Raw genomic sequence first — 17,586 nt, 5'->3', positions numbered from 1 at the left:
GAGAGATAGCAATGAAGAAATTTTTGAGAATAGTGGAGAACAACCGGAATTTGACGTTTGAGGAAATGACAGAAGCGGCGACGTTGTTATTCGATGAGGAGACGGACGTGCAGGAAATGACCGAGTTTTTGATTGCGTTGTCCCGAAAAGGCGAAACCGCGCAAGAAGTGGCGGCGTTGGCATCGGTCATGAAATCCTTGGCAGTCGATCTCGGCGTGCCGGCCGGCAATTATTTGGATAACTGCGGTACTGGGGGCGACGGATCGAATAGCTTCAATATTAGCACGACATCCGCTTTTGTTTTGGCGGGTGCCGGCGTGAAGGTCGCGAAGCATGGTAACCGGAAAGTGTCGAGCGCGGCGGGTAGCCATGATGTGTTGGATGCACTTGGCATCCGTTCGGATTTCAGCCCGTCGGAGATCAGGGAGCTGCTTGACGAAGAGGGGATTGCCTTTTTATTCGCCCCGCATGTCCATCCGAAATTGAAACGAATCGTAGGTGTGCGGCAGCAGATTGGCAAGCCGACCATTTTTAACTTGGTTGGTCCTTTGACGAATCCAATTGACTTGAAAACCCAGTTCACAGGCATCAACCGTCCGGATTTCATCATGGAGTATGCTTCGGTGCTGCGCATGCTTGGCAGGGAACGTGCGATTGTCGTGTCGGGCACCGGCGGGATGGATGAGGCGTCGCTTGCGGGGCAGAATGCGTTTGTCCTGCTGGATAAAGGAGATTTGATCCCTTTCGCGTTGCGGGCGGAAGATGTTGGTTTAACCCAGGCCGATCCTTCAACTATTCGCGGGGGCGATGGGCAGGAAAACGCGGCGATTATCCGGTCGGTGTTGAGCGGTGAACGCGGACCAAGGTTTGACACGGTCGTGTTCAATGCGGGAATCGGACTATTTGCCAATGGGCGGGCGGCCACGATACAGGAAGGCGTCGATCGGGCGATTGACAGCATCCTATCCGGAAGAGCGATGGAGAAGATGGAAGCGATCATCGCCTATAGTCGAAATGAACAGAAAGCGGTGGCAAGATGACGATTTTAGATAAAATTATAATTAAAAAAAAGCAAGAAGTGGAACAGATGCTGGCTGCGGATGAGTCGTTTCCCAAAAATGAAACGATCCGGCCATCCCTTTTTGAGAAACTGCGGAAGGCAGAGCAATTACAAGTCATTTCAGAAATGAAACGCGCCTCACCTTCCAAAGGGTTAATTGCCGAAGGCGCGGATCCGGTGGCACAGGCAAAAGCATATTACGAAGCAGGGGCTGCCTGCATTTCGGTTTTGACGGATAATCCGTTTTTCCAAGGCAGCTTCGAAGACTTGGCGGCGGTGGCGGAGGCGGTGCCGATTCCGCTGCTTTGTAAGGATTTCATGATTCACCGGGTGCAGATCGACAAGGCAAAAAGCGCGGGCGCGTCCGTCATTTTGCTGATTGTGGCGGCGCTGGATGATGAGACACTTGCGGACCTTCATGCGTATGCGACATCCCTCGGCTTGGATGTGTTGGTGGAAGTCCATGATTTGGCGGAGTTGGAGCGTGCGTTGGCGGTGGATGCCAAGTTGATCGGCGTCAATAACCGTGATTTGCGGACATTTGAGGTGGATTTGATTCAGACCGAAATGGTTGCGGCACGTTTTCCGTTCGATGAGGAGCGGGTGCTAATCAGCGAGAGCGGCATTTGGGGGCCGGAAGATGCAATTCGTGTCGCCAAAGCGGGGGCCAGTGCGGTATTGGTCGGCGAATCGCTCATGCGCAGTGATTCGGTGGGATCGGCACTGCGTTCGTTGCAAGTGGCGAAAGCGGGCGTCGCAGAATGACGAAAGTGAAGATTTGCGGCCTGAAGGAGCGCAAGCATGTTGAGGCCGCAGTCGAGGCGGGAGCCGATGCGATCGGCTTCGTCTTCGCGCCGAGCAGTCGGCGTGTGACGGTGGAGGAGGCCCGGGAACTAGCGAAGTTTGTTCCCGAAGGCGTCCTGAAGATCGGCGTGTTCGTCGATGCGACGGAGGCGGAATTGAAGCGCACTTTCGCGGAGGTGCCGCTTGATTTCATCCAATATCATGGCGATGAGGAGCCGGAGTTCATTCAACAGGTTGGATTGCCGGCGATTAAAGCGGTGTCCGTCCATGATGAAGAGGATGTGCGGCGGGCCGCCCGGTATGATGTGGAATATTTCTTATTTGATACGCCCGGGACGGAATTCAAGGGCGGCAGCGGGAAAACGTTCGATTGGACCTTGTTGGAAGAGGCGGGGGTCCGGCCGGAGCAATTGATTTTGGCTGGCGGGCTGACGGTCGAAAATGTCGGCGAGGCGATTGTGCGTGTTCATCCGTATATGGTGGATGTCTCCAGTGGAGTGGAAATCGATAAAAGAAAAGATGTGGGCTTGATCCGCAGTTTTCTGGATGCGGTCAAAATGAAGGAGCGATAATGATGGGACAACTGACGAAGACAGCGGAGACGAAAGGGCGCTATGGTAAATTCGGCGGCCAATATGTACCAGAGACATTGATGACGGCTCTTTTGGAACTGGAGCAGGCATATGAGGAAGCGATCGCCGATCCGGCATTCCAAGAAGAACTGGACTATTATTTGAAAGATTATGTAGGGCGGGATAATCCACTGTATTTTGCGGAACGGCTGACGAAAGAGCTTGGCGGAGCGAAAATCTATCTAAAACGGGAAGATTTGAACCATACAGGCGCACATAAGATTAACAACTCCCTCGGTCAGGCGCTTTTGGCTGCACGGATGGGGAAAAAGAAAATTGTTGCAGAAACGGGCGCGGGACAGCATGGCGTGGCGACCGCCACAGCGTGTGCATTGCTCGGCTTGGAGTGCGTCGTCTTCATGGGAAAAGAGGACGTCCGGCGGCAGGAGCTCAATGTGTTCCGGATGGAATTGCTCGGCGCTACCGTTGTGTCGGTCGACAAAGGTTCGGGCACATTGAAGGACGCGGTGAATGAGGCGCTGCGCTACTGGGTCGCGAATGTGGAAGATACGCATTATATCCTCGGTTCGGCGCTCGGACCCCATCCATTCCCACGAATTGTACGCGATTTCCAACGGGTCATCGGAGATGAGACGCGGAAACAAATTCTTGAAAAAGAAGACCGATTGCCTGATGCCATCGTAGCGTGCATCGGTGGAGGCAGCAATGCGATCGGCATGTTCCATCCGTTTGTCGATGATGAAGAAGTGGCGTTGTACGGCGTGGAAGCGGCGGGCAGTGGAATTTCCACGGGCCAGCACGCGGCGGCGATCGCGGGTGGACGGGAAGGTGTCCTACATGGTGCCTATATGTATATTTTGCAAGACGGCAACGGGTTCATCCAGGAAGCGCACTCGATTTCCGCTGGGCTGGATTATCCGGCGGTCGGTCCCGAGCATTGCCATTTGCACGACATCGGCCGGGTGAAATATGAATCGGTGACTGACGCGGAGGCGCTCGAGGGCTTACAATTGCTTTCAAGGATTGAAGGAATCATCCCGGCATTGGAAAGTGCCCACGCAATCTATTATGCAGCAGAGCTGGCGAAGGAAATGAAACCGGATGAAGTTCTCGTCATTTGCCTGTCGGGCCGCGGGGACAAGGATGTACAAACGGTGCGCGATGCTTTAGGAGGTGCGGAGAAATGAAGAAATCCGATTTGACCCAGGCGATTATTGGCTGCGCAGAGCGAGGGGAAAAAGCATTCGTTCCGTATATTATGGCGGGTGATGGTGGACTTACGACGTTGAAAAAGAATATTTTATTTTTACAAGAGGCGGGTGTGACGGCCATCGAGGTCGGGATTCCATTCTCCGATCCTGTGGCGGATGGCGAAGTCATCCAGGCTGCGGGGGAACGTGCCCTTGCACACGGCATTAACTTGCGTGCCGTGATGAAGGAGCTTGCTTCCTTCCAAGATGAAGTGACGGTGCCGCTTGTCATTATGACGTATCTGAATCCGGTGTTGAGCTATGGGCTGGAGACGTTCGCTCGGGATTGCGAGGCGACCGGGATTAGCGGATTAATCATCCCGGACTTGCCGTTGGAGGAGAGCGGTCTCGTACGGGAAGCGCTCGAAGGAACGGGTGTCGGTCTGATTCAGCTTGTCTCGTTGACGAGTCCACAGGAGCGTATCCGGAATATCACGGCTGCGGGGGAAGGGTTCATTTACGCCGTCACAGTCAATGGGATCACAGGGGTCCGGAACGAATTCCGCGACGACCTCGGCATCCATTTGCAGCAATTAAAAGAAGTAAGTCCTGTGCCGGTGCTAGCCGGATTCGGCATTTCTACGCCGGAGCAAGTGCGTTCTATCGGCGCGTTGGCGGATGGCGTCATTGTTGGCAGTGCCATTGTGGATGCTTTCCATCGGGGAGATTTGCAGGCGATTGAGACGCTGGTGAAGGCGGCGAAGGAAAAAGTGCATAGTTGAGAGGAAGGGCTGTCCGGGAAACGGGACAGCTTTTTTGTGTGCGATGGGTAATCGCACACTGTGTACTGGTATAACCAGGGCTTTGGTTTTTGTACCAATATTTGTATAAAAAGATAGGATAAGGTAGTGTGGGGTTAAATAAAATGAAAGGGATGTGAAGTACTAAATGAGATGGGTCAAAGTAATAGTAATTATAATAGCGATATATTTAATATTATGGTTCGGTCTAAAACCGCAACATAAACCTGAAGATATTAACAAAAATGAAGTGATACCCGAGGTGCAAATTGAATAATAAAGCAAATTCTTAAATTCGTTAATGTTGCATGAATGAGTTCAAAGTATTTCGATTATGTTTTTTACTTTAAAAAGAAAAAAGAGAAGAGCCAAAACAGAGGCAAGTAAGTTATATGGCCAAAGTGAGAAGAGCATTTCCACACCGGCGCAAGTGCGTTCCATCGAGGGGATTTACAGGCGATCGAGGCGCTGGTGAAGGCGGCCAAGGAAAAAGTGCAGCGACGCTTTTGCCCAGGCGAAGGGCTTGCGACATCCCTTTCATGTGAAGGTCCTCGATCACGACGCCGTCATAGCGGTCTGCCAATTTTCGGGCCTCCTTATGCAGGTAGTCCTTTCGCTGGTTCGCCGCTTTCTCATGCAGCCGGGCCACCTTGATCCGCTGTCTGTTCCAGCGAGAAGAGCCTTTTGTCCTTTTGGATAAAATCCGTTGTTCTTTTGCTAGCTTCTCTTCCATCTGTCGGTAGAACCGCGGGTAATTGGATTTCTTACCCCTTTCACTTTCGACGAACAGACCCTGCATGGCAAAATCCAATCCGACCACTTCCCGGATCTCTTTTTTACTTGGTGCATGTTCGTATTTGGTCAAAATGGAAACATGGTATTTTCCTGTCGCAGAGCGGGAAAAAGTGCAGGACTTGATGATGTGGTGCGTCGGGATGTCACGATGCTGTTTCATTCTGAGGGGTTGGAGTTTCGGCAGTTTGATGGAGACATCCAGAAGCTTAATGTTCCCGTTGACCATATTAGTCGTGTAGGACTGTCTGGATCTGCGGCTTTTGAATTTAGGGTAGCCGGATTTGCCGGAAAAGAAACGGGAGAACGAATTTTGCAGGTTCAACTGGGCGTTCGCGAGTGCCAGACTATCCACTTCCCTGAGCCACCCGAACTCCTTCTTGTACTTGGCAGGTGTCGGAAACCTCTGTTTCTTTAGCAATTCCTTGTCCTCTTTGAATCGCTCATAGGTTTCCTGGCGTTCGGCAAGCATTTTATTGTAGACAAAACGGACGCAACCAAATGTCTTGACGAGAAATTCTTCCTGCTCCTTTGTCGGATACAACCGGAATTTGTAGGCTTTGTGTGCCATTTTATGTCACCTCGCTCCCCCCATTACAGCGGGAATGTATGTTCCTATTATAGCAGAGAATAAAGTTTTGGCTACCGCCAACCGAAATTCATCTCTCCCTTACCGTTGTGCTTGCCCTTCACACACTTGAAGAGGGAGACTTCTTTCGGAGTGCTGTTAAATCGCCTCTCTTTGGCAAAGCTTCGGGCATTACAGGTATTCACGCCCTTCGGTTTCGAAATCAATCTCTTCGTGTCGATTTTCGGGGGTAATTTGTGCCAATAGCTCTTCCAATGTGTATTTTTTTCGGGGTCTTTTTGGTTTCAATGTGATACTCTCACGACCACTCACATGTAATTCCAGCTCAGAACCTTGGTCGATGCCGATCCAATCAGCAACTTCTTTTGGAATACGAATACCTAAACTATTTCCCCATTTTTGGACAGTAACTGTAGCCATGTAATCAGCTCCTTTACTTTGAGTCGTTTTAGTTTCCAGTTGCTTCCTCGGATTCATTATACCATCTTCGGTAAGGTGCCCCAAGCAGCCGTGTTTGTTTTTAACATGATTGTTTCGAACAAACGTGAATGTAGAAATTGGCACTTACCGCCGTACCGCAATCCAACCTGTCCCGAAGCGAATCAAAGGCTGCATCGGGATGATTTTGCAATTCGCTTGTCCGAGTTTTCGATTTTGTACGATGCCAGGGTTCGCTGTTTCAAAAGCAGTCCCTAATTCCGGAAAGACGCCGGAGTCGACGTCGACCATTTCGTATGTAGCCCAAACTCGTTTTCCATCTTGCATCATAGCGGAGCCTTGTGAGATCATCGGCGGTCGGTGTGCCAAATATTCACTTAGATGAAGGGCGGTGCAAGAATCATAGCCGACGCCGATCAGCAGGATTTTGACATCCGTCTCGATCATCTTGCCGAGAGGTGAACCCTTCCCGAACGAATCATCCAGCGGGTGTGTCTCCATCCATTCTTCCGCATGCTTGCCCCACGCCATGAACGAGTGGGCAGGGTGGGGACTGCGGATCGTCTCCGGGTGCCGATGGAAGCAGTCCGCAATCTTCCCCATCTCCCGCAGGTGAGTCAAATGGGGATCGTATGCGGGCATCGTTTGGCGAATCGGTTCATGCCAATCTTCCGGTACAGCTGGCATCATCCAATACGATGGATCCGAATTGTCCGTCGATTGAGCAGGCATGACGATCGTTCCTTCCGACGTCACAGTTTCCATCAATGCCTCGACGACCGCCTGTGCTCCGCCGGCGACCCAGCCGATCGATTTCAATGAAGAATGGACCATGATCGCATCGCCCGATTGGATGCCCATTTCTCGAAGATTATTCTTTAAAGTTTCTTTTGATTGGAACAAGTTTGTATGTAAAATGACTTCGAATTCCGACATGCTCATCACTCCTTGTAAGCCAAGAATAGCAAGCCAGCGCGGTTTCGCCAAGCCTCTCTGAAACTTTTCCCATATTGAATCGTACATATAGGAAAGGGGGCGTGCGGATTGGATGCGAATCGGATTAAACAAGAAGTGGAACTGACCTATAGTAAAGTGAAATCATTGGCGGGTTGGACGGTGGATAAAAACATTGTGTTGACGATTACATCGTATTATGTGACATCGGATCGGGAATTTGATGCGGTCCGATTGAACCGTTCCATGGATGCGCTTAAACAACGATCCGGCTGGTTTTCTCCGCTTCGCGGCCATCTACTGCCTATGATTGCGGCATTTCTAGATCGCCGTAGCTTGCCCATCGAACAGGGGGTCGAGCGTTTATTGGCGAAGCAGCAGGTGTTGAAGAGTGCCGGCTTCCGCAATACGATTCATTCTTATTTGGCCGCCCTTCTTATGACGGACGACCTGGATGTGTATGAGCAAGAGGCGCGGCAAGCGAAAAAACTCTATGATGCCATGAAAAAACAGCATTATTTCCTAACGTCGGACGATGATTACGCCTATGCGCTCCTTCTCAGCAAGCGAGGGGAAGACCCGACCGAACATGCGAAAGCGATGCGTGCCTATTACGATGCACTCCGTACTGCCGGATTCAAGTCGGGGAATGAACTGCAATGGCTCTCCCAAGTGATGACCTATATACATATTGAATTCGATGAAACACTCGTTGCGCGGGCTGCCGAAACCCTAGACCGATTTAAGCGGGATACGAAAGTTCGGCCCGTCCACTATCCGATGATCGGCTTCTTGACCGTTTTCAAAGTGGCGGATGCAGATGTGGCTGCGATTATTGATTTGACCAAGGTGTTGGAAACGGCGAAGCCGCTGAAATGGAACCGGGAAATGGCCTTATCGATCGGCATCGGGTATATTATGCACCAACTGGTCGACCCGGCTCATGTCGATGAAACAGGCATCAGCCTGGCGGCGTCCATCGAATTGATCATCCAGGCGCAGCAAGCCGTCATGGCCGCCACAATCGCAGCGATGGCCGCTTCCTCCGCCAGCAGTTCGTCCAATTCGTAAGGAGCGGGGGACTCGAAAAAATTCATAAGAAATTGATGTTGGATAATTTCCAACATTACATACTGAAAAAGTCGGCACCGAATGATAATTTATATGGTTTTAATGTGATTTATGAAAATGATGAATTGATGTCATTAACATTCTGCCATCGCGTTCAAAGCGGAAACGAATAGACTAGATCATGAGCAGGGCCGGGTTGCAGAAGAAGACTTATCTAAAGGGTGGGGGAGAATTCAAATGGAAATATATCGAGCGACGACTGAAGATCTAGAAGGGGTATCACATTTATTCAACTCATATCGCATGTTTTATGCACAAACATCTGATTTGGGAGGCGCGAAAAGCTACCTGAAAGAACGTTTAGAAAACGAGGACTCTATAATATTCGTTGTGAAGAACGAGCAAAGATATGTAGGATTTACACAGCTTTACCCTACATTTTCATCAATATCAATGAAAACAGCATGGATATTAAATGATTTGTATGTTGATCCAGAAGTCAGGAAACAAGGAATAGGAGAGATGCTTTTACATAGAGTGAAAGAATACGCTATTAAAACAGGTGTTATAAGCATTAGCCTAAGCACAGCGCCGGATAATTACTCTGCCCAAAGGCTGTACGAGAAAAATGGATATGAACAAGATTCACAATTTTATCACTACGAATTAAGTTTGACATAATAATTATCTGATTCGTTTTTTAGTTATAGGACACGATTTCTGAATAGAATAAAAGAACCGATTCTGTTCCGCGCCGGGACAGAATTTTTTACAGATCGGAATGGAAAGGATGTCATTGAAAATGAGAATACGACCACGACGTTTACAAAAAGGGGATACAGTCGGCATTATTGCCCCTTCCAGCCCACCGAATCCAGAGTCGCTGGAGCGTTCGCTTGCTTTCTTGGAACAGCTCGGTTTGAAATGGAAGTTCGGAAAACAGGTATACAACAGAAATGGATATTTGGCAGGGACTGACGAAGAACGGATGGCGGATTTACATGATATGTTCACAGATCCGTCTGTCCAAGGGATCTTCTGCGCAGGCGGCGGGTACGGATCTGCACGATATATCGACCGGCTTGATCTGCCTTCTATGAATGAAAACCCGAAGATCTTCTGGGGCTTCAGCGACATTACCTTCCTCCATACGGCGATTGGGCAATATTCCGATCTGGTGACGTTCCATGGGCCGATGCTCGCGTCTTGTGTCGGAAAGGATACCTTCCATGAATTGTCGGGCAAGATGTTCCGCCAGCTGTTCGAACCGATGGAGCTTCATTACACAGAAGCCATTTCCCCGCTTTCGACCATCCATGGCGGTGCGGCGCAAGGCGAGCTCGTCGGAGGGAATCTTTCTCTATTGGCAAAGACGATCGGTACGAAATTCGAAATTGAAACGCGTGGGAAGCTGCTGCTCATCGAAGACGTCGGAGAGGAGCCGTATCGGGTAGACGGCTTGTTGAACCATATGCGAATGGCCGGCAAACTTGATGAAGCGGCCGGCATTGTCGTCGGTGATTTTGCGAAAGCGGAGCCGAAGAACGAGAATGATTCTTTATCGCTCGACGAAGTGTTCGACCATTATTTAGGCCGTCTCGGGAAACCGGTTGTGAAAGGTTTCAAAATCGGTCATTGCGAACCGCATTTTGCCGTACCACTTGGCGTAGAGGCAAGGCTTGACGCAGACAATCGGTCCCTCACCATTTTGCCAGGGGTGGAATGAAGGATGAAAATCCGGTCCATCGATACATTCCCGGTCGCCGTTCCCTTGAAAAAGCCATTCAAAACGGCCCTCCGGACGGTGCATACCGCGGACGCCATCTACGTGAAAGCGACGAGTGAAAATGGGAGCGTTGGCTGGGGCGAGGCGGTTCCGACTCATGTTATCACGGGAGAGTCGTTCGGCAGTCTAACCTATGTCATTCAGGAAGTCTTAGCTCCCCGGCTGATCGGCATGGATATTCGATATCGGGAAGCACTGTTTGAAAGGCTTACCCGCTCCATCATCGGCAACACAAGTGCCAAAGCGGCCATCGATATGGCCATCTATGATTTATGGGGGCAATTGGCAGGAATGCCGCTGTACCAACTGTTGGGCGGTTACCGGCAGGAGGTGGAAACCGATTACACCGTCAGCGTCGACAATCCGCAAACCATGGCGGAGGATGCGGAACGTTATATTGCAGAAGGGTTTCATTCATTGAAAGTGAAAGTCGGCATTGGAGAAATCCGGGACGATCTTGAACGGATCCGGGCCATCCGGGAACGGGTCGGGAACAAGCCGAAAATCCGGCTCGACGCCAATCAAGGCTGGCAGCCGAAAGAGGCGGTCCTCGCCATCCGGAAGATGGAGGACGCAGGATTCGATATTGAACTGGTCGAACAGCCGGTACATGCCGATGACCTGGAAGGATTAAAGTTCGTAACGGATCAAACGGGAACGCCCATCATGGCTGACGAAAGCATGTTTTCCGCGAATGATGCGTTACGGATTTGCCAACTGCGCGCGGCGGATCTATTGAACATTAAATTGATGAAGTCAGGCGGCATCCGAGAGGCGCTGAACATCAATGCGATTGCGGAAGCGCATGGCATCCAGTGCATGGTCGGCAGCATGATCGAGACCAAACTCGGTGTCACGGCCGCCGCCCATTTCGCGGCAAGCCAACCGAATATTACCAGCTACGATTTCGATGCTCCCTTGATGTTGGCATCCGACCCAGTGTCAGGGGGCATTCTCTACAGTAAAAGCAAAATCCGTCTTCCGGGCGGACCAGGTTTAGGTGTGCATCAAATAAAGGACATTGGATAACCAAAAGGAGGCGAGATGCCGAGATGTCAACTCCTACGTGGTATTGTGCTGTTTCTGTCGCAACAGTCTGGACATCGCCTGAAGCTGTACGCCCGCAAGACGAGGCAGGTCTAGCGAATCCGGCACGCCCGCAGGAATGGATTGGTAGCTTGCGTTTAGCAGATCGGTTGGAGTTAAGCGAGGCCGACCGCGTCCAGACCCAATTAGTATACGGCGAGCCTGTTGCCGTGTTGGAAACGAACGGGGAATGGGCAAAAGTGTGTGCCGTTTGGCAGTCATCCGGCAAAGACAATCGGGGGTATCCCGGCTGGGTTCCGCTTCAGCAATTGAAAGAAGCGCAACCGATCCGCGCGGAAGGATTCGCAAAGGTGACGGCGGGCAAGGCGCAGCTATGGAATATCGATGGTTCACCTTCCCTCGTCTTGCCGTTCAATGGGATGTTGCCTTACCGGCATGTAGTGGATGGGAAGGTCCATGTGTGCACGCCGGGTGGGGAAGGGATTTTGCGGTTAGCTGATGTGGAGTTGGCCCCCTCGGTTCACCAATTCCCGAAGTTGCCTGCAGAAACAGCAGTCGAAAAAGGGCTGGCATTTCTGGAACTTCCCTATTTATGGGGCGGGACCTCCTCGTACGGCTTTGATTGTTCCGGTTTCACCTATTCCATGATGAAAGCATGCGGCCGTTTCATTCCCCGGGATGCAGCCGATCAAGCCCGTGAAGGTATGGCCATTTCAACAGGGGATCCGTCTTTGTGGCGAAAGGGGGACTTACTATTCTTCGCGTCGGATGAAGGGCGCGGGAAGGTACGCCATGTCGGGTTTTATTACGGAAACGGGTTGCTTTTCCATGCACCTTCGACCGGTAAATCGATTGAAATCATCCGGCTGGCTGGGACCCCGTATGAAAGGGAGCTTTGTGCGGTCCGCCGGTTGGGTGTTTGATTCGACAAATGAGGGAAACGGGTTTACGATAGGGAAAAGGAGGGAGACCATTGGAAAAGAAACCGATGAGTGCATCCCGCACGATTCAAACGAAGATCATCCTGCCTTCGGATATCAATCATTTACAGACGATTTTCGGGGGACACGTCTTGGCCTACATCGATGAGATTGCCGCCATCACTGCCATGAAACACGCAAAGACGGCGGTCGTTACCGCCTCAATCGACTCTGTCGACTTCCTGTCGAAAGCGCGGGTCGGGGAAGTGCTGGAACTCGAAGCGGTCGTCAGTTCCACAGGTCGTACATCGATGGAAGTGTTTGTTTCCGTCTGTTCGAGCAACTTGCTGACCGGCGAATCGAATTTGACGACAGAATCCTTCCTTACGATGGTCGCCATGGATGAAAACAACCGACCTGTCCCTGTGCCGGCCATCTATCCGGAAACCGAAGCCGAAACAAAATTATTCGAATCGGCACCCGCCCGGAAGGAACTCCGAAAACAACGGAGAAACATGAGGCATTAATCAATGATCATAGAAGGCCATCCGCAAAGGGTGGTCTTTTATGCTGTCTGAACATTCCTTTTTCAGCAAAACTTCCCTCAAACTTTAATAATTGGATTGCCTTCTACCTCAATAAGTCCTATAGTAAGAATAGAGCTAATTGCTTGGTAAAGGAAATTACATAATAGCCAATAGACCTAGTGGGGAGAGAAAGACACCGGGGGAAGAAAGGGCTTGTCGGGGGAGAAAAATGAAACTGAATTCCATTTCGAAAAAATTATTTGTCAGCTTTACCTCTATTATTATCCTTACGATTATCGTAGGGGCAGTTGGATTTATGTCTGTCATGCAATTGAATAAGAATTACTCCAATTTGTTTGACGAAAATATAAAGAAGGTCGATTTGGTCGATGAGTTGATCAGCCATAATCAGAGCATATCGGCTAATCTATATAGCTATGTTCTATTCAAAGAGCAACGGTATATAGCTAATATTACTAACGAAGCAGAACAGTACAGTCAAACCTATGAAGAACTGAAGGCGATGCTTACGGGCAGCCCTGATATGGAAACAATTGAAGAGATGGGAGAACGCAATGATAACTATATGAACCTTGTCCAGACCAGCATAGATAGTTTTATCCAACAGGATCAAGGCCAATTGGATATCAATGTACGTGGGACGAGTACTGCCATGGTTCTATTTATGTCGTTGGCGGAAAGATTGAAAGAGTCGCAGTACGAGGAAATGAGTGAAACACGGCAAGCGCTTGACCAATTGTCGGATACGACTTATCTGATCATTGTAGTTCTAAGTGGGCTGGTCGCTTTGATCAGCAGTGTAATCGCTTTAATCATCAGTAGGAATATTGCGCGTCCGGTCAAAGGCATGACGGAGGCGCTCGAGCAAGTGGCAGAGGGCAATTTGCAAGTGGAAAAGATAAATATTAAAAACAAGGATGAAATCGGTGTGATGGCGACGGCGTTCAATAAAATGACGGATGATCTTCGTCAGGTCGTTGTCCATTTGCATGATTCGGCGGTCCGTCTTGCAGCGCAGTCAGAGGAGTTGTCGGCCAGCTCCGAGGAAAGTGCCGCTTCATCCGCGATGGTCGCTCATGTAGCGGATGAAAACATGCGGGGCAGTGAGCGGCAATTGGAAATTGTCGGGGAAACAACTGCATCCGTAGAGGAGATGTCGGCAGGAATCGAGCAAATTGCTGAGAACAATGCCAAAATGCTGCAATCATCCAATTTGGTAGGATCGCTTGTCGAACAAGGCTCGGTCACATTCCAGCAAATGGCGGATCAAATGAAAGACATCCAAAGTTCTATTACAGACACCGCTTCCACCATGAAAGTGCTAGAGGAGAACTCCAACAGCATTCAAACGGTGACGGCTTTGATCACGGACATTTCCGAACAAACCAATTTACTCGCCTTGAACGCCGCGATTGAAGCTGCACGGGCAGGTGAACATGGAAAAGGATTCGCCGTGGTGGCGGAGGAGGTCCGCAAATTGGCGGAGCAATCCAAGCAATCGGCTTCGGAGATCGAGCATATTGTGAAGTTGATTCAAACCGATACGGAGAAAGCATCCCAATCCATTCAAACAGGAAGCCATAAAGCAGATGATGGCCTGAATTCCGTTACGGACTCGTTGCAATTATTCGAGCAGATCGAGGGGGCTACTGCCGAAACAGGACAAAGCGTACGCCTTGTATCGGCGGCAATCGAAGATATCCAAGCGAGAACAGCGACAGTCATGACAGGCTCAACGCAAGTACGTGATTTGGCAGAGCAGGCAGCTGCCAGTGCTAATGAATCGAGCCAGTCCGTTCGCGAACAGCTGGCGACCATGGAGGAAATTACAGAAAGCGTTCAATCCTTGGCATTGTTAGCCGAAGATTTACAGATGGAAGTAAGCAAGTTCCGAATTTAAGGATAATTAGAAGAGGCGGCTCGGCGTTCGTTATGGAACGTCCGAGCCGCCTTATTTTATTCCACTTGAAAAGGGGCGGCGACGGAAACTTCATGAAAGGGTTCCCCTTGGGAAAGGAATGTTTTGACGAGCCGATAGCTCCCCGGCATGAGGGTGATTCCAAGATCTCTCACAGAAAATGACTGACGAGCCTCGCTTCCGGCGGCCAGGACATTTCCGAAGTCTCGAAATTGGGGGTTTTTCAAAAAGACGGCATCTGAATAGGTGAGGATGTACCACTGGTGTAATTTTAAGTATAACTTTGCCGCACTGGCAAGGATATACTTAAATTTATTTTTGGCAAGAAATATACTAAATAGGTTATTATCAAGTGAAGGAACATGAAATATCAAGAAGTTATGGTAGTAAAAATTGTTTTTCTATGACTAAAATTGAATCTGTGACGTAAAGCTAAGTTTTCCAAATGGAAAGCTTATGCTTTATTTTTTTATGGAAATCTTAGGGTTGTTTTTAAGAAAAACTATGGCGTTATTTTTTATCCTTGATAAACACATTCAACAAACGGGCCAGGTTGTTGAATAACATTTTTAAAGAAAAGTTGGTATTGTGAATACAAGTGTTATAAACAGGAGTAAAATAAGCTCGTAATTAAGAAAACTATCAAAGCCAAATCTCAACAATTGAGAACGGAGGACCCAATCTTTTGGGGTTAATTCTGCATTGCAGAAAGGATGATATATATACTCTTTCGCCATCCTAACCCGTCGGCTAATGCGAAGGAGATGGTAAAGGACTTCCATTCCTAGATGCGTTATTTACAGCTACTTCTGCTATATTTTGTTTACGTTATAAGTTATTCAATAGGAAAAATTAAAAGTTTTGCCTTTTTGAATTGGCATCCGTCAAAGGATCAATATTAATTTTGTATTTTATTTTAATGTCCATCTTCTCAAACATTTCAATCCATTTTTTTTCTTCCATTGGTTTTGAGAATGGTCTTTTTGTTTGTATGCCAAGCTGTAATGGATCCACTTTCAATTCTTGCATCTTTTTAATTAGTTCATGTGTTTGTTTTTCAAGATGGATTTCGATATCTTTTTTCATATTTTCTAACTGCTTTGGGTCAAATAATTGCTTCTCTCCCCGGTATTCTTCAATCCTAGTGTCTATTTTCACGGTATAGGTCATTGTAGAATAGCTGCTATCGATATCTACTATTATTTTAGATCTAACATGACCCAGTACAACTTCAAATTCTGGAATCGGTAAAACGCTTAAGTAGTGATTGTTGTTTATCAGCTGGAAGATACGATCATCTAAAGATGAAATCGTTTCAACTAGCTTGTCATCTTGAAACAAGGCTGTACCTTCATAGTTGACCCCATCCTCTTCTATTTTGAATACAGGCAAGAAAGGATCTGAATAAGGAGTATAGAGCAAATTTTTAAATTGATGAAGATTAACGACAGTTAATTCTCCTTGGTTTTTTTCTTCGTAATGCTTCAGCATTCGGTAAAACGAGTAATCAAAGTTTTCATCTTTGTCCAATTGACTTTCCAAGTATTCATCAAAATTTCCTTTTACGATAACTAAATAGATTCTCAAAGAAATATCCGGATCAGTCAATAATACATTTATAATGGACATAATCCCGTCTTTTCCAAGTTCATCACTAATTAACAGCATCCGCATTTGTCCGTATTTAATTTCCTGGTAGAAGTTTAAGTTGTACTTCTGTACTCCCTCCTTTAATAAGCTGACTTCCTGCGACATAACAAACTTATTTTCTTTACTTAGAGGAGGCATAATTGTACTGACTTTTAATTTCCCTTCATCCCCCTTACTAATTGACAAAAAAGTAACGGGAGAAATCTCTTCAATAAGGTTATTTTCGGTAAAAGGGGCACAGCCAGATAACCAAAATGTCATAAAAAGGAGTATCAATCTTTTACATATCTTTTTATATAGACACATGTTTTTTAACCCCCTGTTCTTTTTTCATTACTAAAACAATAACAAGTGGAACAAGAAAATAGCTTATGCTTCCAGCTATAATTTGAAGATTAAGTAAAAAGTTCTCCTTCTCCCAGGGTTTCCAAAATAATTCATTCAGAAGAACCATTCCGATAAAAATAAGGATTACACTGAATAATAAACCTTTTCCACTGGATGGCTTGCTCATTTTACCAAAAGCTATTTTAGATGCTCCATAAAACAATAGTAGAAATAGAGAAACCGCAAAAACTAAGTTAAATAATTCAAAGGAAAGCATGATCATATCAATTCGTTCAAACACTGGGTTTTGATAATAACGGAACATATTAATAATTGGATATTGACTTTTACTTAAATAATTGGAACCGAAATAAAGTAGGGATGCTATAAATAGGAATACATACTCTACAACGGTGAGAGCGTTGCCGTAAGATAAATAGCGAAAGGTTTTATTGTTTGTTTTAAGCCATGGTCCCAAAAACACCAGAAATTCCGGCCCAGAATAGGAAGACAAAATTAAAAAAAAAGCTTTCCAATTTTCTACTTTCCACTCCATTGGAATAAGTGGATACAAATCACTAAGTTGAGCTATTGGGGGAAAGAAGAAAAAAACGAAAAATGTGGCCATCCAAAATGTACAGAAAAAAGAAATCAACACAAAACGAATGGTATGTTCAATGCCCTTACCTGCGACATAAAAACAGAACAACAAAATAAAAAAGACAAGAAAATTTGTATCTGTTGATGGAAGTATAAATGTTTGAACAATTTCGCTGAATCCTAAGGTTATGACGGAAAGTTTAAGTAGAATAAAGAACAACCCGATGAAAGAGAGAAATCGCACCAATTTTTTCCCGAACAATTGGACAAATCCATTATATCCATTGCTAGATAACCGGGTTAAAAGCCACTTAGATAAAAGAAGAAGGTTTAGTTGGGATAATATCCCGACAGCTATAAGCACCCAAATCATATATGGATTGATCAAGATGTTTGGCATAATCAGAAAAAAGTATAGCATTTGGAGGCGATTTACCAACAACATGGCATAGAGCCCATTATAAGTTTCATTCTTTTTAAATAATTGGTGGGTTTCCAT

The 17,586-nt window shown here is 47.5% G+C and carries 17 protein-coding genes and 1 riboswitch; of the genes, 12 read left to right on the top strand and 5 right to left on the bottom strand.

Annotated elements, in window-relative coordinates:
* The first annotated feature begins 11 nt into the window (after positions 1-11).
* From trpD to trpA, 5 genes are read left to right on the top strand one after another with little or no spacing between them, the layout of a single operon-like run.
* Positions 12-1,040: an anthranilate phosphoribosyltransferase gene (trpD, locus tag MKY41_RS17380; protein WP_340746264.1), complete on the top strand. Its 1,029-nt coding sequence runs from the start codon at positions 12-14 to the stop codon at positions 1,038-1,040.
* A complete protein-coding gene (gene trpC, locus MKY41_RS17375) occupies positions 1,037-1,825 on the top strand; it encodes an indole-3-glycerol phosphate synthase TrpC (RefSeq protein ID WP_340746263.1) in 789 nt (262 codons plus the stop codon). The genes trpD and trpC overlap by 4 nt, the downstream gene beginning before the upstream one ends.
* Positions 1,822-2,436, top strand: coding sequence for a phosphoribosylanthranilate isomerase (locus tag MKY41_RS17370; RefSeq protein WP_340746262.1), 615 nt, complete (start codon positions 1,822-1,824; stop codon positions 2,434-2,436). The genes trpC and MKY41_RS17370 overlap by 4 nt, the downstream gene beginning before the upstream one ends.
* Positions 2,437-2,438: 2 nt before the next feature.
* Positions 2,439-3,644, top strand: a complete 1,206-nt coding sequence (trpB, locus tag MKY41_RS17365) for a tryptophan synthase subunit beta (RefSeq protein WP_340746261.1) — start codon at positions 2,439-2,441, stop codon at positions 3,642-3,644.
* Positions 3,641-4,429, top strand: coding sequence for a tryptophan synthase subunit alpha (gene trpA, locus MKY41_RS17360; protein WP_340746260.1), 789 nt, complete (start codon positions 3,641-3,643; stop codon positions 4,427-4,429). Before trpB ends, trpA begins: the two co-directional genes overlap by 4 nt.
* Before the next feature lie 406 nt (positions 4,430-4,835).
* Here trpA and MKY41_RS17355 read toward each other — a convergent pair whose 3' ends face one another.
* The 3 genes from MKY41_RS17355 to MKY41_RS17345 form a co-directional block, all read right to left on the bottom strand.
* Entirely contained in the window at positions 4,836-5,810 is a 975-nt protein-coding gene (locus tag MKY41_RS17355; protein WP_340746259.1) for a transposase, read from the bottom strand.
* A gap of 189 nt (positions 5,811-5,999) precedes the next feature.
* A complete protein-coding gene (locus MKY41_RS17350; RefSeq protein WP_445683348.1) occupies positions 6,000-6,248 on the bottom strand; it encodes an AbrB/MazE/SpoVT family DNA-binding domain-containing protein in 249 nt (82 codons plus the stop codon).
* A gap of 144 nt (positions 6,249-6,392) precedes the next feature.
* A complete protein-coding gene (locus tag MKY41_RS17345) occupies positions 6,393-7,202 on the bottom strand; it encodes an aminoglycoside N(3)-acetyltransferase (RefSeq protein ID WP_340746257.1) in 810 nt (269 codons plus the stop codon).
* 108 nt (positions 7,203-7,310) lie between these two features.
* Here MKY41_RS17345 and MKY41_RS17340 point away from each other — a divergent pair, with 108 nt between their 5' ends.
* The 7 genes from MKY41_RS17340 (at position 7,311) to MKY41_RS17310 (ending at position 14,492) form a co-directional block, all read left to right on the top strand.
* Entirely contained in the window at positions 7,311-8,291 is a 981-nt protein-coding gene (locus MKY41_RS17340) for a DUF4003 family protein (RefSeq protein ID WP_340746256.1), read from the top strand.
* Between the two features lie 237 nt (positions 8,292-8,528).
* Positions 8,529-8,972, top strand: coding sequence for a GNAT family N-acetyltransferase (locus MKY41_RS17335; RefSeq protein WP_340746255.1), 444 nt, complete (start codon positions 8,529-8,531; stop codon positions 8,970-8,972).
* A 121-nt stretch (positions 8,973-9,093) separates the two neighbouring features.
* Positions 9,094-10,017 (top strand): S66 peptidase family protein, encoded by a 924-nt coding sequence (locus MKY41_RS17330; RefSeq protein WP_340746254.1) that lies wholly within the window; start codon positions 9,094-9,096, stop codon positions 10,015-10,017.
* 3 nt (positions 10,018-10,020) lie between these two features.
* Entirely contained in the window at positions 10,021-11,106 is a 1,086-nt protein-coding gene (locus MKY41_RS17325) for a mandelate racemase/muconate lactonizing enzyme family protein (RefSeq protein WP_340746253.1), read from the top strand.
* Positions 11,107-11,129: 23 nt separating this feature from the next.
* Positions 11,130-12,047 carry a C40 family peptidase gene (locus MKY41_RS17320; protein WP_041072177.1) on the top strand — a complete coding sequence of 306 codons (918 nt, stop codon included), beginning with the start codon at positions 11,130-11,132 and terminating at the stop codon, positions 12,045-12,047.
* 65 nt (positions 12,048-12,112) lie between these two features.
* Positions 12,113-12,571: an acyl-CoA thioesterase gene (locus MKY41_RS17315; protein ID WP_173426040.1), complete on the top strand. Its 459-nt coding sequence runs from the start codon at positions 12,113-12,115 to the stop codon at positions 12,569-12,571.
* A 229-nt stretch (positions 12,572-12,800) separates the two neighbouring features.
* A complete protein-coding gene (locus MKY41_RS17310; protein WP_340746252.1) occupies positions 12,801-14,492 on the top strand; it encodes a methyl-accepting chemotaxis protein in 1,692 nt (563 codons plus the stop codon).
* A 656-nt stretch (positions 14,493-15,148) separates the two neighbouring features.
* Positions 15,149-15,288, top strand: a riboswitch (cyclic di-AMP (ydaO/yuaA leader).
* A 74-nt stretch (positions 15,289-15,362) separates the two neighbouring features.
* Here MKY41_RS17310 and MKY41_RS17305 read toward each other — a convergent pair.
* Both MKY41_RS17305 and MKY41_RS17300 read right to left on the bottom strand, forming a co-directional pair.
* Positions 15,363-16,466: a Ger(x)C family spore germination protein gene (locus MKY41_RS17305; protein ID WP_340746251.1), complete on the bottom strand. Its 1,104-nt coding sequence runs from the start codon at positions 16,464-16,466 to the stop codon at positions 15,363-15,365.
* Positions 16,453-17,586 carry a GerAB/ArcD/ProY family transporter gene (locus MKY41_RS17300; RefSeq protein ID WP_340746250.1) on the bottom strand — a complete coding sequence of 378 codons (1,134 nt, stop codon included), beginning with the start codon at positions 17,584-17,586 and terminating at the stop codon, positions 16,453-16,455. The genes MKY41_RS17305 and MKY41_RS17300 overlap by 14 nt, the downstream gene beginning before the upstream one ends.

Origin of the sequence: Sporosarcina sp. FSL W7-1349, from assembly GCF_038003045.1 — a bacterium.
GTDB lineage: Bacteria > Bacillota > Bacilli > Bacillales_A > Planococcaceae > Sporosarcina.
This window is presented reverse-complemented; position numbering and strand designations above follow the sequence as displayed.